19 protein-coding genes and 2 pseudogenes are annotated in these 22,551 nt (G+C 70.8%); 9 read left to right on the top strand and 12 right to left on the bottom strand.

What is annotated here, in order from left to right:
• The first annotated feature begins 71 nt into the window (after positions 1-71).
• The 3 genes from OHS82_RS02145 (at position 72) to OHS82_RS02135 (ending at position 2,104) form a co-directional block, all read left to right on the top strand.
• On the top strand, positions 72-365 hold the full coding sequence (locus tag OHS82_RS02145) for a recombinase family protein (protein ID WP_242432968.1): 294 nt from the start codon (positions 72-74) through the stop codon (positions 363-365).
• 312 nt (positions 366-677) lie between these two features.
• The gene (locus tag OHS82_RS02140) at positions 678-1,073 is read left to right on the top strand and encodes a MerR family transcriptional regulator (RefSeq protein WP_057575011.1); all 396 of its coding nucleotides are present in this window, start codon (positions 678-680) and stop codon (positions 1,071-1,073) included.
• 107 nt (positions 1,074-1,180) lie between these two features.
• Positions 1,181-2,104, top strand: coding sequence for an NADP-dependent oxidoreductase (locus OHS82_RS02135; protein WP_107105103.1), 924 nt, complete (start codon positions 1,181-1,183; stop codon positions 2,102-2,104).
• 172 nt (positions 2,105-2,276) lie between these two features.
• Here the strand turns inward: OHS82_RS02135 and OHS82_RS02130 are convergent.
• A pseudogene (locus tag OHS82_RS02130) lies at positions 2,277-2,404 on the bottom strand (ADP-ribosylglycohydrolase family protein); the annotation flags it as partial.
• A 431-nt stretch (positions 2,405-2,835) separates the two neighbouring features.
• Between OHS82_RS02130 and OHS82_RS02125 the strand changes: the two are divergent.
• Both OHS82_RS02125 and OHS82_RS02120 read left to right on the top strand, forming a co-directional pair.
• On the top strand, positions 2,836-3,951 hold the full coding sequence (locus OHS82_RS02125; RefSeq protein ID WP_057575012.1) for an ArsR/SmtB family transcription factor: 1,116 nt from the start codon (positions 2,836-2,838) through the stop codon (positions 3,949-3,951).
• 52 nt (positions 3,952-4,003) lie between these two features.
• Positions 4,004-5,251, top strand: a complete 1,248-nt coding sequence (locus OHS82_RS02120) for an MFS transporter (RefSeq protein WP_057575013.1) — start codon at positions 4,004-4,006, stop codon at positions 5,249-5,251.
• Between the two features lie 332 nt (positions 5,252-5,583).
• Here OHS82_RS02120 and OHS82_RS02115 read toward each other — a convergent pair whose 3' ends face one another.
• Complete coding sequence (locus OHS82_RS02115) at positions 5,584-6,279, bottom strand: SDR family NAD(P)-dependent oxidoreductase (RefSeq protein WP_057575014.1); 696 nt, start codon at positions 6,277-6,279, stop codon at positions 5,584-5,586.
• A 102-nt stretch (positions 6,280-6,381) separates the two neighbouring features.
• Here OHS82_RS02115 and OHS82_RS02110 point away from each other — a divergent pair, with 102 nt between their 5' ends.
• Positions 6,382-7,260 (top strand): helix-turn-helix transcriptional regulator, encoded by an 879-nt coding sequence (locus OHS82_RS02110; RefSeq protein WP_057575015.1) that lies wholly within the window; start codon positions 6,382-6,384, stop codon positions 7,258-7,260.
• A 155-nt stretch (positions 7,261-7,415) separates the two neighbouring features.
• Here OHS82_RS02110 and OHS82_RS02105 read toward each other — a convergent pair whose 3' ends face one another.
• The 9 genes and pseudogenes from OHS82_RS02105 to OHS82_RS02065 form a co-directional block, all read right to left on the bottom strand.
• Positions 7,416-8,069: a hypothetical protein gene (locus OHS82_RS02105; RefSeq protein ID WP_242432969.1), complete on the bottom strand. Its 654-nt coding sequence runs from the start codon at positions 8,067-8,069 to the stop codon at positions 7,416-7,418.
• Positions 8,066-9,451 carry a hypothetical protein gene (locus OHS82_RS02100; RefSeq protein ID WP_057575016.1) on the bottom strand — a complete coding sequence of 462 codons (1,386 nt, stop codon included), beginning with the start codon at positions 9,449-9,451 and terminating at the stop codon, positions 8,066-8,068. The genes OHS82_RS02105 and OHS82_RS02100 overlap by 4 nt, the downstream gene beginning before the upstream one ends.
• On the bottom strand, positions 9,448-10,290 hold the full coding sequence (locus OHS82_RS02095; protein WP_057575017.1) for an ABC transporter ATP-binding protein: 843 nt from the start codon (positions 10,288-10,290) through the stop codon (positions 9,448-9,450). Before OHS82_RS02095 ends, OHS82_RS02100 begins: the two co-directional genes overlap by 4 nt.
• Positions 10,287-11,111 carry a hypothetical protein gene (locus OHS82_RS02090; protein WP_057575018.1) on the bottom strand — a complete coding sequence of 275 codons (825 nt, stop codon included), beginning with the start codon at positions 11,109-11,111 and terminating at the stop codon, positions 10,287-10,289. Before OHS82_RS02090 ends, OHS82_RS02095 begins: the two co-directional genes overlap by 4 nt.
• Positions 11,108-11,668, bottom strand: a complete 561-nt coding sequence (locus OHS82_RS02085; protein WP_057575019.1) for an RNA polymerase sigma factor — start codon at positions 11,666-11,668, stop codon at positions 11,108-11,110. Before OHS82_RS02085 ends, OHS82_RS02090 begins: the two co-directional genes overlap by 4 nt.
• Before the next feature lie 218 nt (positions 11,669-11,886).
• A pseudogene (locus tag OHS82_RS02080) lies at positions 11,887-12,027 on the bottom strand (SAM-dependent methyltransferase); the annotation flags it as partial.
• Between the two features lie 190 nt (positions 12,028-12,217).
• Positions 12,218-12,460, bottom strand: a complete 243-nt coding sequence (locus OHS82_RS02075) for a DUF6411 family protein (protein WP_079040977.1) — start codon at positions 12,458-12,460, stop codon at positions 12,218-12,220.
• 380 nt (positions 12,461-12,840) lie between these two features.
• Entirely contained in the window at positions 12,841-13,602 is a 762-nt protein-coding gene (locus OHS82_RS02070; RefSeq protein WP_057575020.1) for an isocitrate lyase/PEP mutase family protein, read from the bottom strand.
• 497 nt (positions 13,603-14,099) lie between these two features.
• Positions 14,100-15,278 (bottom strand): cytochrome P450 family protein, encoded by a 1,179-nt coding sequence (locus OHS82_RS02065; protein ID WP_057575021.1) that lies wholly within the window; start codon positions 15,276-15,278, stop codon positions 14,100-14,102.
• A gap of 539 nt (positions 15,279-15,817) precedes the next feature.
• On the opposite strand from OHS82_RS02065, the gene OHS82_RS02060 reads away from it, so the two are divergent.
• Together OHS82_RS02060 and OHS82_RS02055 are read left to right on the top strand one after the other, a co-directional pair.
• Positions 15,818-16,309: a GNAT family N-acetyltransferase gene (locus tag OHS82_RS02060; protein ID WP_079040978.1), complete on the top strand. Its 492-nt coding sequence runs from the start codon at positions 15,818-15,820 to the stop codon at positions 16,307-16,309.
• Between the two features lie 528 nt (positions 16,310-16,837).
• A complete protein-coding gene (locus tag OHS82_RS02055; RefSeq protein ID WP_057575022.1) occupies positions 16,838-17,407 on the top strand; it encodes a hypothetical protein in 570 nt (189 codons plus the stop codon).
• An 887-nt stretch (positions 17,408-18,294) separates the two neighbouring features.
• Here OHS82_RS02055 and OHS82_RS02050 read toward each other — a convergent pair.
• Positions 18,295-19,146 (bottom strand): hypothetical protein, encoded by an 852-nt coding sequence (locus OHS82_RS02050; protein ID WP_242432970.1) that lies wholly within the window; start codon positions 19,144-19,146, stop codon positions 18,295-18,297.
• A gap of 781 nt (positions 19,147-19,927) precedes the next feature.
• Between OHS82_RS02050 and OHS82_RS02045 the strand changes: the two genes are divergently transcribed.
• Complete coding sequence (locus tag OHS82_RS02045) at positions 19,928-22,393, top strand: SpoIIE family protein phosphatase (RefSeq protein ID WP_057575024.1); 2,466 nt, start codon at positions 19,928-19,930, stop codon at positions 22,391-22,393.
• Positions 22,394-22,551 lie beyond the last annotated feature (158 nt).

Raw genomic sequence — 22,551 nt, 5'->3', positions numbered from 1 at the left:
CCGGCACATGCTCATCGGCTACGCGCGGGTCTTCGACCGCCGACCAGAACCCCGATCACCAGATTGACGCCATGCTGCGGGCCGGCGTCGACCGCGACCACATCCACCTCGACACCGCGAGCGGCGCGAAGGCGTCCCGCCCGAAGCTCGACCTGGTCATGCAGCTGCTGCGTGGGGGCGACACGCTGAAGGTGACCCGGCTCGACCGGCTCTCCCGTTCCGTGCTGCACCTGGTGACCCTCGGCGCGGACCTGCGCGAGCGTGGGATCGGACTGCACGTCATCGAACAGGGCATCGACACGTCCACGATGGACCTGGTCCTGCCGCTGGTCCGTACGCCCCTACCGGCGCAACACCTGCTCTAACCCCTGCGCCCACGCCGACCACGGGTGCGAACACGAGGACCGCATTGTGCCCGCCCACATGCACATCAAGGGGCCCAGCCGACAAGCCGCTCAAGGACCCCGCGCAGTGCGGCTCGACAGTCGACCCGCGGATGGGGAGTTACGCCCACTCTCGGCCCATTCTCGCTGGCCGGGAGCGGCCCTGGGCTCTCCTGCCGCCGTCGCCGCACGAGTTCAGGAAGCCACAGGCCGATGTCCTTCGGCTCTGATGCCGCCCACCGCTGGAAAGCGGCGAAGGTGTCCGGCAGAGCACGCGAGCGTAGGCTCTCAGGAATGCGGATCGGCGAGCTGTCCACGCGCACGGGCGTGAGTCCGCGCTCATTGCGGTACTACGAAGAGCAGGGCCTGCTGACCAGCTCACGCTCCGATACCGGGCAGCGTCACTATTCCGCTGCGGCGGTCCAGCGCGTGTCGCTCATCCGGCAGCTGCTCGACGCGGGTATGTCCAGCCGGGTGATCGCGACTGTGCTGCCGTGTGTGGACGTCCCGGGCGACCTGGGCGTCGCCGAGGAGACGTTCACGGCGATGATGCGCGAGCGCGAGCGGATCGACGCCGACATCGCGCACCTGATCGAGACCAGGGCTGCGCTCGACGTGCTGATCAGGGCCAACAGCCGGCACCGGGCGGAGTTGTCCAAGTCGCCGGAGCCGACGGCACGGTTGGCCTGATGCTGTGACCTGCGTCTCAGTCGGTTGCCCCTGACATTGATGTGAGAGGTGAGGATGGCTGGCAGAGCCCGGAATCACCGGGCCGGTCACACGGGAGGCGGCAGAAGATGGGGCAGGCGTGGGGTTTCGGCAGGTATGGCGGGCCCGAGGTGCAGGAGTTCTTCGATCGTCCCGATCCCGTCCCCGGTCGCGGCGAGGTGCTGATCCGGGTCGACGTGGCCGGCGTGAATCCCCTCGACCACATGCTGCGCTCGGGTCTGGTCCCCGGGCTCGACGGCGGGCGTCCGTTTCCCCGTGTGCTTGGCATGGAGGCAGCGGGAACCGTTCTCGCCCGGGGCGAGGACGTCGACGGGCTCGAGGTGGGTGACGCGGTCTTCGGCTTCGCACTCACTGGTGGCGGCACCTACGCCGAGACGACGGTGCTGTCCGCGCCGAACACCGCGCGCATTCCAGCGGGCCTGTCCGCGACCGTGGCGGCAACGCTGCCCGTGACCGGGACGACCGCGGTGGACGTGCTCGACCAGCTCGGCCTCCCGGCCGGTGCCACGGTCCTGGTCAACGGGGTCGGGGGCGGGGTCGGCCTCGCCGTCGCCCGGCTGGCCGTCGGGCGCGAGCTGCGTGTGATCGGCACCGGGAGTACCGCCAAGCGCGAGCAGGCCGAGGCCATCGGGGTGCGGTTCGTCGACTACACCGCCGGGGACGTCGTCGACACGGCCCGCGAGCTGGTACCGGACGGCTTCGACGGGATCGTCGACCTGGTCGGAGGCGCCTCGCTGCGGACGGTCGCTCCGCTGGCCCGGGATCCCCGCAACGTCATCGCCGTGGGTGACATGTCTGTGCCCGATCTCGGTGGGCGCTTCGTCGAGCGGCGCCTGGACCGGGAGAGTTTGGAGCGGTCCGCCCGGCTGGCCCTCGACGGAGTTCTCGCACCCGTGATCACTGCGGTCCATCCGTTCTCCGACGCCCCGGCCGCCCTGGCCACCGTCGAGAACGGTCACGGTGCGGGCAAGGTTGTCATCAAGGTGGGATGAGAAGTGCTGGCCGCCCGGTGCCGTCGACCGTCTGAGCGGACTGGCGAGAGCCCGTGGTCAGCGCATCACCAACTGACCACGTTCACCTGGGCGGGGTTGAGCACGTTCAGGCGTACGCCGACATCTGCGTGTCGTCAGTTGCCTCGCCGGTGTCCCAGCCACCGCCTCCTCACATCTCGCCACCGGCACCAGGCGCGGGAACCCGCGCGGAGAACACTCCCGGTGGCCAAACTCGAAGGGGGCGCCCAGGGCCGCCGCTGCGTCGACGACCGCGCCGGCCGCTCGCTGAATCCGCTTCATTCGCGGTGGTCGTCCGCGGCGTTCTGACCGGCCGCACGGCTCTGTCGCTTCCTCGGCTCCCCGAACCCTCGGAGGTGAACGCGTCTCGTCTACGGAGGTGCACCGTATGAGACACCTTGGGTCTGAGACACCCGTACAGGTCACACAACGCCGTCCAGCGCGGTCGCGTCCGGAAGCTGCACGACCCCCGCCACGACCTCCGGAAACGAGGCCGCCGTCTCGGTGCCGCGCCTCGAGCGCGGCACCGCCTGGCCAGTGTCGACGGAGACGGGAGCCCGATGTCCGTCCCACTTCGGTTATGCGCTGTCGAGCTGTGCACGGCCTGCGATCACCGTCATGCCAATCATGGGCCGGCGGGTGCACTGCATCTGCCGAGACCTCGGCGCGTCACGGCTGCCGTCGTGGACGCCGTGCGGGAAGGATGACGGGTCATGACGATCGTGTTCCGGGTTCCGGCCGGTGGTGCGGAGCGGGTGGGGTTCGCCTACTCGCCGACGATGGAAGCCGTACTGAGTCTCCATGTGCTGGTGGAGCCCAAGCACCACCCCGTCCAGCACCGTTGGGTGCGTGCGATGCGTAAGCTGTCCCCGGCGCTGAAGCGGGAGATCGAGGCGTTCTCCTACGCGGTGCGCTCGTATTTCCCCGAGTTTCTGTTTCCGCGGCCGACCGGTGGACTGGCGGACTTCGCCGACGAACTGGCTGCCCTGCGTGGGGCGGATCCGGAGCTGGTCCGCCTGGAGTTCGCCGTCCCCCTGCTCACGCCCTGGCCGGGCGGCGGTGAGGGCAGGGATCCGCGTGTGCTGGACGAACCGGAGGTACGCGGCCTGTTGAGGGAGCGCCTCGCACGGGAAAGCGACGAAGCGATGGCCGCGATGCTCCTCGGCGACCCGCGCGCGTTGCTGGAGCGGTTCCTGAGCCTGCTGGAGCGCTACTGGCGGGAGGCGTTCGAGGAGGAATGGGCTCGGCTCGAACCCGAACTCGCCGCCGGCGTCAGCGAGGCCGGGCACCAGATCGAGCAGCGGGGCCTGTACGGGATGCTGCGCGGACTGTGGCCGGAGGTGCGCAGCGATCCGCAGGCCGAACGCTTCTGGCTGGAGCGGCCGCACGACCACGAGGTCGCCGTCGGCCAGGACGACACACTCGTGCTCGCCCCCAGCGCCTATGTGTGGCCGCACGTACGCGTCAACTGCGACGGTCCGTGGCCTCTCGGGCTCGTCTTCCCCGTCTCCTCGATCGTCCGGGAAGCCCGCCCAAGGATTCCACCCACCCAGCTCGTCGGCACACTCCGCGCACTCGCCGACGACACCCGGCTGCGCGCCCTCCGGCTGCTCGCCGAACGCCCGCGCAGCACACAGGAGTTGGCCCCGCTCGTCGGCGTCAGCGAGGCTGCCCTGTCCAAGCACCTGCGCGTGCTGGCGGACGCGGGCCTGCTGGAGCGCCGCCGCGAGGGCTACTACGTTCTGTACCGGCTCGTGTCCGGGCATGTGGCGGGCCTGACTCCCAGCTTGGAACGCTTCCTGCACGGAGACGGCGGGGGGACTGATTAGCCATCTGCCGAATAAGTGGATCAGACCCCTGACGGGGCCCGACAGTGGCGCCATGTCACTGCTGAGGGACCGCAACTTCCTGCTTCTCTTCGTCGGCCAGGGCATCTCCCGCTTCGGCGACGGCCTGTACACCGCCGCGACCGCCTGGCTGGCCTGGTCACTGACGAAGGACCCCACGGCCGTCGCCGTGGTGAGCGTCTCCGCGTTCGCGCCCGCGTTCGTGGCCACCTTCGTCGTCGCCTCGTACGCCGACCGCCGCGACCGCCGGCAACTGATGATCGCCACCGACCTGGCCCGGGTCGCCGTCGTAGCCGTGGCTCTGGTCCTGCTCTCGCTCGACCTGCTGAACCTTCCCCTGCTCGTGGCGACGACGGCGCTTCTGGCGCTGATCGGCGCCCCGTTCGCCCCGGCCCGCAACGCCATCGTCCCGCAGATCGTGCCGGACGGCCGTCTCCAGCAGGCCAACGGACTGCTGCAAGTCGCCTTCCGGGCCGCCTTCTTCGTCGGCCCGCTCATGCTCGCGCCCCTGTTGGCCTTCGGCTCGCTGCAGGCCGCGCTGGTGGTGAACGGACTGACCTTTCTCGGCTCGGCGGCCGCCGTGGCCGCCATCCGCGTGACCCGCCCCGCCCCGACCAGCGGTCAGACGGGGCTGTGGTCCGATCTCGGCGCCGGGCTCAGGGCAGTGCGGGCCGCTCCCGATGTACTCGTGGTCATCGTGACTTTCGTGCTCGCGCTCGCACTGACCAACGGCTTCCTGACCGTCGGGCTTGTCGCGGTCGTGGGACAGGGCGGTCAGTACGGCCTGCTGCTCGGCGTCGCCGGGGTCGCTGAAGTGGTGGGCGCCCTGCTCCTGGCCGGTCTGCGCATCCGCAGACTCGCACCGGCCGCGGTGCTGGCATGGGCCCTGCTCGGGGTCTTCCGGGCTCCGCTCGGAACGGTCACCTCCACGACCATGGCGGCAGTTCTTCTCACCGCTACGGGGCTGGCCTCGGCCCTCACGGACATTCCCCTGATCGCACTGGTGCAGCAGCGCATACCGAGCCATCATCTGGCGAAGGCGCTCGGCCTGTGGGAGGCCGGGGTGGCAGGAGCCCTGGCGACCTCCCCCTTTGTGGCCTCGACCGCCATCACCCTCGCCGGAGTCGAGAGCGCCTTTCTGCTCTCGGGAGCTGCTGTTGTGGTGCTGGCCGTGACCGCCACGCTCACCCTTGCATGCGTCGGCGCACGGAAGCCCGGCCAGGAGCCATTCGTCACGGCCGACGGCACGGCAAGCGTCGCGACACCGGAAGAACAGTGGTGATCACGGCCAGACCGGAGGGACTGCCCGGGCCTGCCGCGAGGGCGGCCGAGGCCGGTGCGCGGGACGGGGATGCGTTCCGGGAGGGGCGTGTGCAGATGCTGTCGTGGCGTTGGCCGGGTGTCAGCAGGATCGCGAGTGGGCGCCCGTTGCCGTACCGCTACGTCACTGGTAGCACCCTGCTGGAGCAGGGGCGCCTTCCTGTCGGACGGCCCGCCGGGCAGAAGGCCGGCGGGCCCCGCTGCCAACCGTCCTTCGCGGCTTGTGGTGACAGGAGAAGCGGTGCCCTCTGCGACGAGAGGACTACCAGTACCGGCCCCGCATCCAGGGGTGGTTCACCAGGCCATCTCACCATGACGGTCGCGGTAGGTTCCCGTCGGTCCGTCCGGCCCGATGGTGGCGAGTTCGACGATCGCGTCGGTGCCCTCGGTCACGGTCTGCGGGCCGCTGTGCCCGTTGAAATCGGTCGCTGTGTAGCCCGGGTCGGCCGCGTTCACCTTCACGTCCGGCCAGGACTTCGCGTACTGCGTGGTCAGCATGGTCACGGCAGCCTTCGACGCCGTGTAGAGCGGCGCGAGGTTCCTCGACTCGACGCGCTCTGCGTCGTGGGTGACCGCGAACGATCCCATTCCGCTGGACACATTGACGATGACCGGGCTCGCGGACTTGCGCAGCAAAGGCAGGAACGCGTGCGTCACCCGGACGATCCCGACGACATTGACCTCGAACACCTCACTGGCGTCAGCGGCCGTGATCTGGTCGGCGGGGCTGTGCGTCCCGAAGACGCCTGCGTTGTTGATCAGGACGTCGATGCCGCCCTCGCGAGCCCCGATGTCGGCGGCGGCCGCAGCCACCGACGCGTCATCCGTCACATCGATCTGGACGAAACGGGCGCCGAGTGCGTCGGCGGCCGCCCGGCCGCGCTCCGGATCACGCGCACCGACGAGGACGGTGTGGCCGGCCTCGATCAAGCGACGGGCGGTCTCATGCCCGAGGGACTTGTTGGCTCCGGTGATGAATGTTGTGGTCATGCGTCAACTCTCGGCCCGTGACGAGAGGACAACCAGTGCTCTCCGTGACGGTAGGACAGCCAGTACCAGGCACGACGAAGGTCCGGCGGACACAATGGCCGAGTGGACGAGACCCTGGGCACGGCACTGCACCGCTGGCGCGACCGCCTTTCGCCCGCCGACGTCGGACTGACCTCACGGCCCGGACGGCGCGCGGTGGGGCTGCGACGTGAGGAGCTCGCAGAACTGGCCGGGCTGTCGGTCGACTATGTGGTCCGCTTGGAACAGGGCCGTGCCAAAAGCCCATCGGCGCAGGTCGTCGCGAGCCTGACCAGGGCCCTGCAACTGCAGCCCATGGAGCGCGATCACGCCTACCGGCTGGCCGGCCTTCTGCCTCCCCAGGAAGGAACGGTATCCACGCATGTCCCGGCCGGGGTCCAACGGATGCTGGCCCGCCTCGGGGAGTTTCCCGTGGGCGTGTTCAGCGCCGACTGGACCCTGCTGTCCTGGACCCCCGCATGGGCAGTACTGATGGGCGACCCTGGCGCACGGACACACGACGAGCGCAACCTGGCACGGGCGGTCTTCGGTGCAGGGCCCAGCCGGCTCGCGTCCTGGCCCGTGCTCCATGACGACGACGTCCTGAAACCCGCCCTCGTCGCCGACCTGCGCACAGCTCTCATCGACTACCCGCGCGACCGTGGGCTGACCGACCTTGTCGAGGAACTGCGTTCCACCAGCGCGGAGTTCGCCCGTCTGTGGGGCGAGGGCACGGTCGGCCCGCACGTCTCGGCCCGCAAGACCGTCGTACACCCCGTGGTGGGCGACGTGATGTGCGACTGCGACGTGCTCACCGTCCCGGGCTGCGACATCCGCCTCGTCGTCTACACGGTGGCCGCGGGTTCCACCGACGCGGAAAAGCTGGAGTTCCTACGGGTCACCAACGGCGTCCGCGCCGACGGCCCCACAACCCCCGGGCCCGGCCTGTTCTCCACGCCGTAACGATCGGGCCGGACGGACCTCGTCCAGCAGGCTGGATATCGACCGCCTGCCACCGGTCATAGAGCTGTGTGAGCGGCTCGGTGACCGGGAGGGCGACCTCGTCGTGGGCACCCGCAGCCCGTCCGCCGTCGCCACGCTCGTCGACACCGCGCCGGTCAACTCCTACGGCGGTGATGCGCGTACCGGCCCGATCCGCGACCGCGCCGTGACACTCGCACGGCCGGCAGTGTGCGGGCTTCCGGTCCCGCGAGGGCGTAGAGCGCCGTGCCGACCACCGCGAGGCACAGTGCCGTCCAGGTCGCCGCAGGCGTGCCGGCCGGTAGCAGCATCCAGGTCGCCACCTGTAGGGGCACCGTGGTTGCCGGGGGCGGCGCGAGGAACGCGAACGCGAGCCAGGTGAAGGGGAACGCCCAGGCGTACCGCCCTCCCGCGACGGACGCACCGAGGGCGGCCAGCCCGGTCAGTCCCGCGCAGTCCCGGGCGACGAACGCGGTGGTCGCCAGGTCCTGGCCCAGCGCTTGCACGGTCAGCAGCACGGTGCCGACGATCGCGCCGCCGATCAGGACGTGCGCGGCTCTGCGGGGCGCCCAGCGGATCGCGGCACTGCGGTCCAGGTCGAGGTCCTGCCCGCCGAGTCCGGTCGAGAGGGCCATGGCGCCCGCGGTGAGGACGACCGCGGGCAGGTGGGACCCGGCCGGCGCGGTGCTGCCGTCCCGAGTGAGCGCCCACACGGCCACGGCGCTGATCAGCACCGTGGCGAGCGACGCGGGTACCTGGCGCGAGTGCGCGTACAGCATCAGCCATCTCACCGGGACGGACCGCCTTTGAGCACCTCGAACGCGTCGCCCTCGCAGGAGAGAGCGGCCGTGCGCATCGCGTTGATCCGTGCGAGCTGTTGCGCTCGTGGCAGCGCCGTGAGTTCGTCCCACACCGGGCGAACCCTGGTGACGACGGCGCGGTTGAACGCTGCCGAGCCGCTGCCGGGCAGCGGCTCGAGATCGCCCAGCACCCAGCCCACCGCGACGGTCTGCGCGAACTGGTCGCCTCCGAACGTGTTCCAGCCGACGGGACTGCAACCCGGCGCCATGCCCTGAGCGATCAGAGCCCTGGTCATCTCCTCGCCCTTCGCGGCGGCGAACATGTCGTCGGCGAAGTCGAAGAGCACGGTCGTGCGGGACCACCGCGGCGTGGCGCCGTCCGGCTGCACGGTGGTGTTCTCCCGAACCGTCACCGGTGCCCGGCCGCCCAGCGCGCCGTGCAGCAGGCGCAGGGCCTCCTTGCCGGGGCCCACCAGGCCGGCGAGTCGCGCCTGCTGCGCCCTGCTCACGCAGACGGAGCCGTCGCACACCGGCTTCGCGGCCGCCTCGTCGACGACGAACATCCGGCGCGGGTCGGCGGGCAGGACGAGCAGGGCGAGTGCCGCGCCCGCCAGGACGGGAGCCAGCGCGAGCAGTCGGGTGCGCGGGGTCGCGGTGACCAGCAGCGAGAAACCGGTCGCGGCCACGCCCAGCATCCAGATCGTCTGCCCGAGGTGCACGGAGGCGGAGAGCGTCACGAGCGCGTTCGGTACCTTTTCCACGGCCGGCGACAGCAGCACGAGCCGGTTGGGTTCCGCACCGGGGGCTCCCGGCATCGCGGTCGTCTCCGTCCGGGCCAGGACGGCCGTGAAGACGAACGCGCCCATGGCGAGCGCGGGCGGGGTGAGCACGGACGGCAGGGCCCGCGCAGCCCCCATGCCCAGCAGGGCCCCCGCGACGAGGGCGAGTGCGCCCACCAGAGAGATGGGCAGCCACCCCAGGTGGGTGTACCGGGTGTGGGCGAACACCTGGACCGCGCCCACCAGGATCAGCGACACGAACGCCGCGACCAGGGCGAACGCCGTCGTGCCGGCCGGCGCGGCCGCGCGGTGCCAGGTGGGACGCGGTGTGCTCGCCAGCAGGTCGGAGATCTTGGAACGGTGGTCGCGCAGGCCCTGCAACGCTCCCACTCCTATGGCGAGCGGCCACAGGTAGAACAGCAGGGTGCGGGTCCACAGGGCCATGGACGTCCACTGGCCCGTCCACGCCGTGGGGGTGTCGGACCACGGTTCGGAGATCAGGTACAGCAACGCCGATGCCGTCGCCAGGGCCACGACGCCGGCCCATGGGGCCAGGGAGCGCTTCAACTCGGTACGCAGGATTCGGACGTTCACCAGTTGCCCCTCGTCTGTTCGGGGTCGAGCAGCAGGGCGGAGTAGCCGCGCTCCAGCGGGCTGTCGCCCACGTGCTCGGGTCCGCCCGCCGCGGCCAGCCGGTCGGGACTGCCCTGGAAGACCAGCCGTCCTTCGGCGAAGAGCACCACGTCCGTGCAGGCGGCGGCGACGTCCTCCACCAGATGGGTGGAGACCACGACGCAGGTGTCCGTGCCCAGTTGTTGCAACAGCTCGCGGAACCGCAGCCGTTGGGCCGGGTCGAGACCGACCGTGGGCTCGTCCAGGAGAAGGATCTCCGGATCGTTGACGAGAGCCTGCGCGATGCCCACTCTGCGGACCATGCCGCCCGACAGGGCCTTCATCTTCTCGTCGGCGCGCTCCGCGAGGCCCACCCTCTCCACGGCGCGCTGTACGGCGGCGGGTATGTCCGCCTTGGGAACCTCCTTCAGCCACGCCATGTACTCGACGAACTCACGTGCGGTGAAGCGCTTGTAGTAGCCGAACTCCTGCGGCAGATAGCCGATCCGGCGGCGCAGCGCACGTTGGTCCCCCCGGCCTCGACCTCCCGCGGCGGGCTCGCCGAGCAGTTCCAGGGTGCCCCCGGTGGGGCGCAGGACTGTGGCCAGCGCGCGGATGAGGGTGGTCTTGCCGGCCCCGTTGGGTCCGAGCAGGCCGTGCACGCCGGTGCCCAGGGTGAGATCGAGCCCGTCGACGGCCATCCGTGTGCGGCCCGCCCGCACTTTCAGGCCCGAGGCCCGGACCGCCCAGGCGTGGCGTGTCGGCGCCAGGTCGGCTCCGCTCACTGCGGACATCGCGTGGTGTTCCTTCCGGTAGATCATCGATGGGCTCCCAGCACGGCGTACGCGCCCCTGCGGGCGATGACGACACCGGTGGCGAGCGTGAGGATCAGCGCCCACACGGGCATGCCGTCCCGGCCCAGGGCGACGGGGGTGCGGCTGGTGGCCAGGGCCGGGGCCAGGACCACGGCGGCCCATAGCGTGATGAGTGCGGCTGCGGCGCGGGTCACGCCGATCACGCCGCCCAGCGCCAGGGTCGTGGAGGTGAACGCCAGGCAGGGCAGCAGCCACTGCGCGGCTGTCACTCCGGTCGTCCAGCCACCCGCCAGGAGTACGGGAACGACGACGGCGAGCACGGAGGCGGTGCGCCGCAGGACCAGGGGCAGCCCGGCCCGGGGCGCGGAGGCGGTCAGTTCGTACGCCGGATCCAGGCCACGCGACCATGACGCCGCGACCCCCAGCACGGGCAGAACGGGGGCGAGCAGCAGCACGATCGGCACCGGTGCCGCGCCGGCGCCGTATCCGCCCAGGTCCAGCAGAAGGGCGAGCAGCGTCACGCTCAAGATCATGGCTAGCCAAGGTGCGGTCGTGGGCGTCGCCCACCTGGACAACCAGGCGGGCCGTCCCCGTCGGCGCGGCATCGTGGCAGTGGCGGACAGAAGGGGTTCGAGGTCGGACCGTACGGTGCGGACCAGCTCCGTGACGGCCGGCACTCCCGCGGCGACGGCGGCCGACAGCCGGTCGCGGCAGACCCGGCACGCTTCCAGGTGGGCTTCCAGGGCCCACACCTGGTCGGCGGCGATATCACCGCCGCCGCTCGCGTAGGCGTCGATGAGATGTGTCGACGCGTGTTCCACGCTCACGTCAGAGCCCTCCGCATCTCGATCCGGGCCCGGCGGGCCCGTGTTTTGACCGTGCCCTCGGGCACGCCGAGCAGGACCGAGGTCTCCCGGACCGACAGTCCGTCGAGCACCAGGGCCTGCAGTACCTGCCGGAGCTCAGGTGCGAGGCGCCGTAGCGCGTCGCCGACGTCGCCGTCGGTACTCGCCGCGAGTGCCTCCTCCTCGGCGGCCGGCGCCGCGGTCCGCGGAGCCGCCGTGAGCGGCGGGTCCGCATGGTGGGCTCTTCGCCGGAACGCGTCGACGAGGCGGCGCGCCGCAATCGTCCACAACCAGCCGACGGCCGTCCCTCCGACCGCGGCCCCGGCGAACGCACCCGCCGCCCGCCACACCGCCAGATACGTCTCCTGCATGACCTCGGCGACGATCTGCTCGTCGGCGCAGCGGCGTCGCAGGCGGACCGCCAGCCACGGCGCGGTGCGCTGGTACAACTCCTCGAAGGCCGCACGGTCGCCCTTGGCCACCAGCCGGACGAGACTCTCCTCGTCCGGCTCGTCCAGTGCTTTCCCAACTCGTCTCACACCCTCTAGACGGTCGGCGCGGTCGACAGGTTTTCCCTCCGCTGTGAGCCCCGTCACTCTGGCGTCGAAGGGTCGGGCTGAGCGCCGGCACGCCCGCGCCGATGAAGGCCCCGGTTCGACGAGACGCTGTGGTCGACCCGTCTGGCGACTGTGCCGCTGCGCGTTGTGGCCCTCGCCAGGCATGTCGTCAGGCATCCCGCAAGCCCGACGGCGCAGTTCCGGCGGACGGCTGAGATCAGTCCGCCCGGCCGCACCTCGCGCCGCGGTGGTGTCGTGATCGGGCGGCCGTAGGGGGCAGGCCGCCCGGGCAGGGTGTGGCCGTCGGCCTCCCGGCCACGCTCGACCAGCCTGCCCACCGGAAAAGTGCCCCTCCTCTTCGCGGCTGTCCGACGTGCTCCAGCGCGCAGCTGCCGCAAACGCGGGCCGCTCGGGGCAGGTGCGGGCGGACACACGTACGGCCCCGGCCGGCGAGGACGCCGGACGGGGCCGAGTTCAAGGAGTTGAGGCAGGGATCACGGTGCTCCGGGGTGCCGCACCGCCGTCGTCAGATCAGAAGGGAAGGCGGCCACGTGCCCGGCGGCCTGCGGAGCCGCTGCGACCGACGGCCCGCGAACTCGACTGGAAAGGCTTGCTCAACCAACGCCCGAGCGAGCCAGGGGCCTTGGAACCGGCACGAGAACCCCAACCCAGCGTGCGCTGGGCGCCGTTCTGGGGGTGCTTGCTCAGTCGCGGGACGACGAAAGCGAGTATCGCGAGGACAACGCAGAAGGCGATCACGCCGACGATCATCATGGAAGCTCCTGGGCCGGTCTGAAAGGGGTCAACAACCCCGTGCCATCACACGGGCTCGTCCTTTGCTACCGACCGACTGCCCGCTACAGCGCGGAACACGCCAGGCAGGCCTACGGCCGGCGCGCCAGAAGAGGCCTTCGCGGACCACTTGCGGTGGGGCGGTCACGGTGCCCAGGGACAGCTGCGAGCCACGGGCGCGGTGCGGCCACGAGTGGAGCGATCATCGGCGACCGGCCCGCGAGCGTCCTGTCGCCGATGATCGCTGCGCGAGACACGTTCCCCATCACACGCCCGTGTTCGACGATCCGTGGACGTCGCGTCCCAGCCTGACGGGAGAGCGCTTCACGGAGTCGCCCCACCGTCCGCTGTGCACCAGTTGGTCAGGGCGCCCACGGCGTGAGCATGTCCTTCATCGCGTCGGTCAAGGCGATTTGCAGCAGCGGGCCGTAGGTGATCCGGCCGACGCCGAGGCGGCGGAAGCGCTCCAGATCGTGCTTGACGGGATGCGCCGTGGAATTCACCGGAATGGCGACGGCCCCGGTCACGGCGGTCAACAGGTCGTCGTTGTCTTGAATGCCCACCGGGTAGACACTGTCGGCGCCGGCCTGCTCAAGGGCGTGCAGTCGCTCGACCGCCTCGTCGAGGACGGCGGAGGCATCCTCGGCGTGGAGGAAGAGGTCGGTGCGCCCGTTGACCCAGACCGGGATCCCGGCGTCGTCAGCCGCTGCGCGCAGGCCTGCGATGTAGTGTGCGTGTTCCTTGGTGGTGCGCACGCGTCCGCCGTCCGAGTGGACGGTGTCCTCGATGTTGAGACCGACGCCACCGGCTTCGGTGAGTCCGGCGATGAGGTCCGCGGGCTCTTGTCCGTAGCCGGCCTCCAGGTCCACGGAGACGGGGACGTCGACCGCCGCGATGATGGGCCTGACGGCCGCGAGTACCTCCTCGAAGGTCTGCCCCTCGTGGTCGTCTGCTCCACGGGAGTCGGCGAGCGGATGACTGCCGATGGTGAGCGCGGGGAATCCGGCGCCGGCTGCCGTCCGCGCGGACCAGACGTCCCAGACGGTCGGCAGTACAAGCGGCTTGTGGTCGGCATGCAGCTGCTTGAGTCGTTGAGCGCGCTCAACGGTGGTGCGAATGTCCATGCCGAGGACGCTACCGCTCCTGCGACCCTTCGACGCCGGGGACCCCAGATGCGCGCCCATCAGGCGCGGCGTCTTCTCGTCGCCGGGCGTCAGGTGCCTGCGGCGGGTCCGAACAGCCACGGCAGAGGGACCCACCCACCCTCGCCACCCCCGGGCCCGGCCCGACGTCCTGCCGCATGGCGCACGATCGTCACCCGCGAAGGTCACGCATTCGATGTGGGAACCTCCGTTCCCGTCGGAATCAACTCCACGGCCAAGGAACGCGCGACACGACACACAAGGCTCACGCCGACTCACCGGAACGCGCTTGAACGCACTTCACCGGCAACAGCTCCAACCCCTGCCGGGCTCGCCACAACTACGCGTTCACGACGCGCCGCTCGATCGCGAAGACGATCCGCGAGGCAGCAGACTTCGCCGTGGGCGCGCCTGGGGACCGCTCGGGCAGCCCCGTGCCCGCCCGACGGGAGCAGCCACGATGTGCGCGGGCCTGCCGGTCACACCAGGATGGGCAGTGAGGCCGGCCCGCGCAGGAGACGGGTGCGCTTCCACTCCAGTCGTTCCGGGGCCATGGCGAGCCGGATAGCGGGGAACCGGGTGAGGACCGCTTGCAGGGCGATCTCCGCCTCGGCCCTGGCCAGGGGCGCGCCGACGCAGCGGTGGATGCCGTGGCCGAAGCCGAGATGAGCGGCGGCGTCCCGGTCCAGGTCGAGCCGGTCCGGATGTGGGAACCGCCTCGGGTCGCGGTTGGCGGCTCCCAGCGCGACCAGTACCGGGACGCCTGCCGGGAGGTCGGTGCCGCCGAGGGTGACGGCCTGTGTGGTGAAACGGAACGTGGCGGTGCTGACGGGGGAGTCGAAGCGGAGCAGCTCGTCCAGCGCGGCCGGTACCTCGTGGGGCTCGCTGCGCAGGCGGTCGAGTGCGGCAGGGTGTCGCAGCAACGCCAGTGCGGCGTCGGCGAGGAAGTCGGTGGTGCTTTCGTGCCCTGCGACGAGCAACAGCACGGCCAGCGAGACCAGTTCGTCCTCGCTCAGCAGGCCGTCGTTCGCGTCGCGGGTGCGGATGAGCCGGTCCAGAAGACAGTCACCGGGGTCCATGCGCTTACGGGCGATGAGGTCCGTCATGTAGGCGGCGACCGCATGCGAGGCCGAGTCGATGACGTCGGGCTCTCCGGCCGCGAACAACTCTGCGGACCAGCGCCGCACGTCAGCCCGTTCGTTCTCCGGGACGCCGAGCAGCTCGCAGATCACGAGGACCGGCAAGGGCGCCGCCAGGGCGTCCACGAGGTCGAAGGGCTCGCCTACGGGCCACCGGTCCAGCAGCGTGTCGGTGGCTTGGGCGATGAACGGGCGCAGCCCCGCGACAGCCCCCCTCGTGAACGCCTTGGTCACCAGTGCGCGCAGGCGGGTGTGTTGGGGCGGGTCGCTGGCCAGCATGGTGCGCGCCACCGCGGGGTGCAGTCGTCGCCTGGATGCCTTGCCCGCGAAGAATGCGGCCGAGTCCTTCGAGAGCCGGGCGTCGGCGAGCGCCTCCTTGGCCTCCGCGTAGCCGGTGATCAGGTAACTGACCTTCCCGTCGGGCCCGGGCACGGGCTGCACCGGGCAGGTGGAACGTATGGCCGCGTAGGAGGGATAGGGGTCCTGGTGGAAGCGGGGATGGTGCATCGGGTCGGTCATGCCCTCAGCCTCCAACCGGTCACGGCCCGACGCCATCGGCGACACGCCCGACCGGGCCCGGCACGCGGCCTCGCGCACGCGGGCTTGGCCCAGGCGCTTTCCGGAGGGGGCCTGGGCCGCCCAATGCAGTTGCCTTTGCGCTGAGGAGATCGTTTCCCCGTGTCCCACCCCGTCACACGGGGGCAACGAGCCCCAGGCTCAAAGGCAATCGCAATGTCCTACGAAGGCCCCCGGCGTCCGGGGCCGGCATGACTGTCGCCCACTCCGGTCACCGGGTGCGGCCGGGCTCTTTCGGCGTACCAACGACCCAACGGCGCGGTGGGCTCCGTCCATCCGGCCATGACCCCCCAGGCCTGTGGCAGAGGGCCCTGCGCACGCCTGGCACCAGCGCGCCGCCCGGCTCCTCGACTTCGTCATGGACAGGCCCCGCGCCGGAGCGCCCAGGGTGGTTGCCCGCGGCGTCAGCCCGACGGCTCGGCAGGGAAGAGGGAGCCCTCAGTGCCCGCAGAGTGCTCATGGATCCCGTGACACCATGAGGCATGCGATCCGACGTCACGCTTCACCCTCTCGACCGTGCTCGCCTCCGGGATCTGCTGAACGCCGCGGTCGAGGACGCCGATCCGCTGGAGGTGATGCCGCCTGTGCCGGGACCTGGTGCATGGACGCCGCAGCGCCGGTCTGCGTTCGTGCGCTTCCACGAGTCGCGGTCGCTGTCGGTACACCCGGTGGAGACCACCTTCGTCATCGACGTGTCAGGGCGCGCCGTGGGAGCGGCACGGCTGTGCCCGGTGGAGGGCCAGGACGGGACGGTCGAGGCCGGGGTGTGGATCGGACGGTCTCACCGGGGCGCCGGCGTGGGCGCCGCCGTACTGGAGCTGCTGTTGGACCAAGCCCGCGCAAAGGGGTGCGACCAGGTGTACGTGAGCACGACGCCGCAGAACGGCGCGGTGCGGGCTCTGATGGACGGCATCGGGGTGGACCTCGTTCCTGACGGCGACGACCTCGTGGGGCGCGTGCGTTTCACGAGCTGACGGCCGACGGCGTGCAGGTGCTCGTCCAGGCGGGCGCATGCCCGTGCCCCGGCTGTGCCCCGGCGGAGGTCGACCGCGTCGTGCGACGGACGCCTGGCGACGGTTCAACCGGGTCCGGCAGCATGTGGGCCGCATCGTCGCACGTCGAAATACACGTCGCAGCGTGAGGCTACGCGGGCAACGGTTCTCACAGCGAGGTGAAGAGCCGTTGGGGAGAGAGCGGCCTGCCGGCTGCGGCTGCCGCAGCCAGGGAGTGCGTCAGCGACCCACCGCTGGCATGGTGCGCACGGCACCACACTGCTCAACGCGGCGGGGCGCGTCCGACAAAGCAGGGCCGTGCCCGTCGTGACCTCACCGCGCGACCTTGCAGGATTCTCGACGACATTGCGCACCTCGGGGGTTCCGGTAGGCCCGGCGCGGCGGCCTGTGAGCAGTCAGCCCAGTCGCGGTCTGGTGAGGCTTCGACGCTACCTTGCAAGCCCGTCGAATTCGCGCAAAGAATCGAAGCCTGCGTGATTCAATGCCTGCATGGTGGATGACGGTACTTCCCTGGGGCCACTGGAACGGGCCAACGGCCACTGGGTAGTTGGGAACGCGACACGAGCGAACGGCCGTTGGGTGGAATTCCGTCCGGACGGGCTCTTCCAACGCGAGCCGGACTCCGACGGACGACTGATCCCGTGGTCCAGGATCATGAGTGGCGTACGCATCACCTGGGGCAAGCACTCCTGGAACATCAACGACAAGGGCATATACACACTGAAGGGAACGGTCGCCGGGCGTAACGGCGGCTGGATGCACATGACGCTGCGTCACCCGTTTGAGGACGACCAGATGCGCTTCGACCGGCACGCGCGCCCGTATCGGGCCGTGGACGCCCTCCGGTTGGAGTACCTGCTAGGACAACTGGTCGCCGAGGGCACACCGTATCTTCTCGGCGACCCGGACTGGGTGGGCCGTGCCGTGGCGTACCTGGCCGGCGGGAAGAACCTCTGGCTCACCGCCCCTTCTCTGCGACGTGCGACAGCGGAGGCGCTCGCAGCGGCCGGCCCGGCAGCGCCTGACCGCTCTACCGCGAAGCCGCCGCCGGCTTCGTGATCGCATCCGCTATCCGCAGCGCCGTCCGCCTGGCCGGCGGCGCGGTGCGTCGGTGTCCATGAGGGTGCGGCTCGGGGGCGGTCACCAAGCAGCTGCAGTACTCGTGGGTCACGCCCTGGATACCCGAGGAATGCATGCGCTGCGGGCCGTCTTGACGCTTGCTCTGCGCTGCGGTGCCATGGCCTTGTCGAAGGAGGGGCCGTGGCACCCGAGGGGAACAGTGACGCCGGAGACCGTGCTGGTGAGGGTGTCGGTGACGGACCCGACAGCTCACCGGATCCGCACCGCCCGGTGCCTGCGGACAGTTTCTGGGTGGGGGCGCTCGTCCTGATCACGGTGGTACTCCTGTTGATCGTCCTCGTGGCCCACCTGGACTGGAGTCCCGGAGCCCCGACCAACAACATGCCGCCATACAAGTAATCCCGCTGCCGGCGTCAGCCGATCGCCCGACGGTGCCGCCGCAACTGCCGGCTGGGTAAGCGCCGCAGAGCTGGACGCGTCGTCACCCGACGGGGCGACCATCACGTGAAACCTCTGGTGGAGACGGACCTCTTGGTGACCGGGCCGTGTCGGCGTCCCGCTGGACGCGATACCGCGGATCCTCGAGTGCGCCGCCGACCAGGAGCGGACCTTGGCCTGGCTTCACCGGTTCAAGCGATTTCGGATCCGCTACGAGATTCGCGCCGGCCCCTTCTCCTATTGCTTCAACTCGCCTGCAGAATCATCTGCTTGAGACGAACCATGACCTCATCCTGAGATATCAGTGGGCACGTTTCGATGGTGTTCGAAAGGATGGCTGGTATCCAGGGGCGGTGCCTACGGTGTGTCGCAAAGAGGTCGACGGCAAGGTGCATCGGGTCGACCGAGTGGCAGGTTCTCACAGGTGTCTACGCGGCGAAGCGGTCCTTGTGCACGCCGACAGGGCTGTGCTCGTAGGTGCCATGGAACAAAGCGGTGATGGCACCCGTCAAAGGCAGACCGACGACGTCCCACAGGCCGGCGAAGAAGGCTCGCTCGCGCGACCACAAGGCGGCATCGAAAGTGTGGAAGCCATTGACCACGAGGGCGTGCCGACGGCCGTCGAGGCGAGAGGCGAGGCGGGTGTCGTATGCGTCGAAGGATCCGTCCTCGGTGGCGGGCAGCAGATCCTCCGAGACGTCCCGCTGGACCCGCTCGACCATGAACTGCACATGGGACGGCATACGACCGTCCAGGCGCGCGGACCGGCTGCCGTGGACGGCAGCACGAAACACCTCGTCTGGCGCGCGTGGTTGGCCGGCCGGCCAATGGAGCAGGTCGCCGGCCCCGGCGGTCAGCGTGGGCCCGGCCTGTGCGTCCCGAGGGGTGGCGGTGACGGTGCCGTGCAGGACCCAGGTCAGCGTGGAGTGCCGCAGTTCATGCGCGGGGCCGTCGCACTCCGTGATCCGCTCGCCGAGGACGAGTTCCGTGACGACTGGCAGGACGGGGTACCCGGCCCGCTCCCACAAGGGTGCGACCAGGGAGCGCACCTGTGCCCACAAGGCGTGGTCGAGTATGAGTGGTTGCTCCACCACGAGCAGCCGACCTCGTCCCCCCATCTGATGGTCGAGCCGCTCGCCGTACCTTTGTGCGGTGATGTCCTGCGGGCCGGGCAGCAGGTCTCCCGGTGCCCGGATCCGGCCGCCGTCGACGAGGAACCGGACGTCCGGCAGAGCCTGGAACCGGGTCCCGGCTCGGAAGGGCCGTGCGGCCTCGACCATCGCCGTGTAGGCGCGGTCGGCGTCGACGGCGCCCAGGCCGCCCGGCGCGGGTATGACCTCGGGCCTTCGCTCCCAGTGGCGAGCGGTGAAGAGATCCCACCGGGACTCGCTCAGACGCCTTGCGGCTGGCGCGGCTGCGCAAGCGGCTGGCGTAGCGGGCGAGCGGCTCCATCCTCAGGCTGCGTCGGAGTTCGTCCACCCGGTCGGGTTGCTCGATGGGACACGGCTCCAGAGCGACGGGACCGTCCCCGGTGCACCAGCGGGCCTGGTCCTCAAACCCTGGGTGGTGATGGTCCCCGGCTTCGGCGATCAGTCCGGTGTCGAAGAGGTCGAGCCGCCATGTGCAGCGTCGGCGACGGGCAACGTGGAGATCGCAGGAGGACGCCCTTCACCGGCAGGTGCGCGGGGTGGCAGCGCCCGGGGTCCGTCGCGATGCCGGTCAGATCAGGCCCATGAAACGCAGGCGCATGACCTGCAGGGCCATCGGTCCCATGCCGCTCTGCGGCAGGCTGTGTCCCACGCCCTGGACGCTGATCGCTTCGACAGGTGCGTTGGTGCCGGCGCCGCCGCTCCGGGTTCGGGTCGAAGCACTACCAGAACCTGGCCGGTGCCCACAGGGTTCGCGGAAGCCCCGGAAGCCCCGGAAGCCCCGGAAGCCCCGGAAGCCCCGGGAGCCGGTTGAGCGGGTCGTGCCGTGGCGGGATGCTGGAGGCAGCGCCCGTGCAGGGTGACCCGTCGCCCGTGCCCGGGCGACGCAGGTGGACGAGGTCGGTAGACGCCCATGTACAACGAACCCGACACCACCACAGTGGCACCCGAGGACTTCGCGGTCGTCATCGACGCCCGCGGGGTCGTCATGGTGTGGAGCGCGGGAGCCGCGAGGCTCCTCGGACACGGCCCCGAGGAGGTGGTGGGCAGGCCCGCCTACGGCCTGCTCGGCGCAACGCTGCCCTTCACGACGCGGCGCCTCCTGGCCGTCGGCGAGCAGTGGACGAGCGATCTGGTGCTGCGCAAGCGCGACGGTGACCGCGTCACCGTGCGGCTACGGGGCACTCCGCTGGTGGACGCGGACGCCGGCACGTACTGGGTCGTGACTCCGGCGTCGGTGAGCTATCCCTCCGGCCCGACGGACGTGGAGTCGGCGGAGCTGTGGGACCTCACGCTGGCGCAGCTCCCGCTGCCCGTGGCCATCTACGACAGTGAGGCGCGGTTCGTCACCTGCAACGAGGTCATGACCAAGGCCATGGGGCTGAGACCGGACGAGATGCGGGGGCGGACCCTGTGGGAGATCTACCCCGCCCCGCCCCTGGACGAGATCGATCGCCTCCAGCACCAGGTGGCGCGCACCGGCGAGATGATCTTCCGCGAGGAGCAGCCGTTCCGCGCCTCAGGCGAGGTCCGCGACCACGCGTGGTCGGTGTTCCTCTCCCCGCTGAAGGACCGCGCGGGCACGGTAATGGGTCTGTCCGCGCTGGTCATCGACATCACCGAGCAGTACTGGGCCCGGCGTCGCCTGGCCGTGCTCAACGACGCGAGCGTGCGCATCGGCAGCACCCTCGACGTCACCCGTACGGCCCAGGAACTTGCCGAGGTCGCGGTGACCGGGTTCGCCGACTTCGCCACCGTCGACCTGCTGGAATCCGTCGTCCAGGGGCATGAACCGCAACCGGTGCCGCCCGACACGCCGGTCGTGTGCCGGCGCACCGCGCAACGGTCGGTGCTCGCGGGATGCCCGGAATCCGTGGTTTCCCTGGGCGACACCGACGTCTACCCGCCCGGCGCACCCCCGGCCCTGGCCCTGATCACCGGCAGGGCGTGCCACTACAGCGCGGGCGACGCGGCGCTGCGCGCGTGGGTGACGGCCTCCCCGGCCCGAGCGGAGAGCATACGCCGTTTCAAGATCCACACGGTACTGATGGTGCCCCTGCGTGCGCGGGGGGTCACGCTAGGTGTCATGCATCTCATGCGGCACCGGACCCCGGACGCCTTCGGCCCGGACGACCTGATCCTCGCCGAGGAGATCGCCGCCAGGGCCGCCGTGAGCATCGACAACGCCCGCCGGTACACCCGTGAGCGCCGCACCGCGCTCACGCTCCAGCGCAGCCTGCTGCCCGAACGGCTGCCCGAGGTCGCGGCCGTGGACCTGGCCTACCGTTACCTGCCCGCCGGGCCCGGGGACGAGATCGGCGGAGACTGGTTCGACGTCATCGCGCTGTCGGGGGGACGGGTCGCGCTGGCCGTGGGCGACGTGGTGGGGCACGGGGTGCGAGCCTCCGCCACGATGGGGCGTCTGCGTTCGGCGGTACGGACCCTCGCCGACGCCGACTTCGCGCCCGACGAGCTGCTCACCCGCCTGGACGATCTCGTCGTCCGTCTCGACCGGGAGGAGGGCCCGGACGCGCGACGGCAGGCGGAGGAGGCCTCCGGGGAGGTCGGGGCCACCTGCCTCTACGCCGTCTACGACCCGATCGCCGGCCGGTGCGATCTGGCTCGGGCCGGACACCCGCCGCCCCTGCTGATGGACCCCGACGGCGCGGTGCGCATGCTGGACCTGCCGGCCGGGCCGCCCCTCGGCCTCGGCGGACTGCCCTTCGAGGCGGCCCGGATCGACATGGCCGAAGGCAGCGTGCTCGCCCTCTACACCGACGGTCTGATCGAGGCCCCGGGCCGTGACCTCGACGTCGGGCTGGACCTGCTGGGTGAGGCTCTGCGCCACCCAGCCGCTGGCTTGGAGGAGACGTGCGAGGAGGTGATGCGCAAGGTGCGGCCAGACCCGCCGGCCGACGACATCGTCCTGCTCCTCGCCCGGACCTCCATGCTCGGCGCTGACCAGGTACGCAGCTGGCCGCTCCCCGCCGATCCCGCCGCCGTCGCCGGCGTCCGCCGAGGGGCGAGCGAGCAGCTGGCCGCCTGGGGACTGAGCGAGCTGGAGTTCGCCACCGAGCTGATCGTCAGCGAACTGGTCACCAACGCCATCCGCTACGGCACCCCGCCCATCCAGCTACGCCTCGTCCGGGCCGACGCGCTCATCTGCGAGGTCTCCGACGGCAGCGCCACCGCCCCACATCTGCGGCGGGCCCGGACCTTCGACGAGGGCGGACGCGGACTGCTCCTCGTGGCGCAGGTGGCCGACCGCTGGGGCAGCCGCCACACATCCGCCGGCAAGACGATCTGGGCCGAGCAGTCCCTGCCGGCCGACGTGCGGGAGACCGAGCACCTCGCCGCGCCGCTCGCTCCGATCACGTAGCCGCGCCCGGTCCGGCGGTGGGCGTGTGGCGGCGGTGTCGCGGCGATCGGTGCCGCGGGCGGGGACGGTGATGCCCACTGAGCCCGTACGCCGACGGCACCAGCCGACTCCCGCCGCGTGGCGACGAGGGCCAAGACCACGACGACGAACCATCGAGG

The organism is Streptomyces sp. NBC_00425 (assembly GCF_036030735.1).
GTDB lineage: Bacteria > Actinomycetota > Actinomycetes > Streptomycetales > Streptomycetaceae > Streptomyces.
The sequence above is the reverse complement of the archived record's forward strand: the minus strand, read 5'-3'. Positions and strand labels throughout refer to the sequence as shown.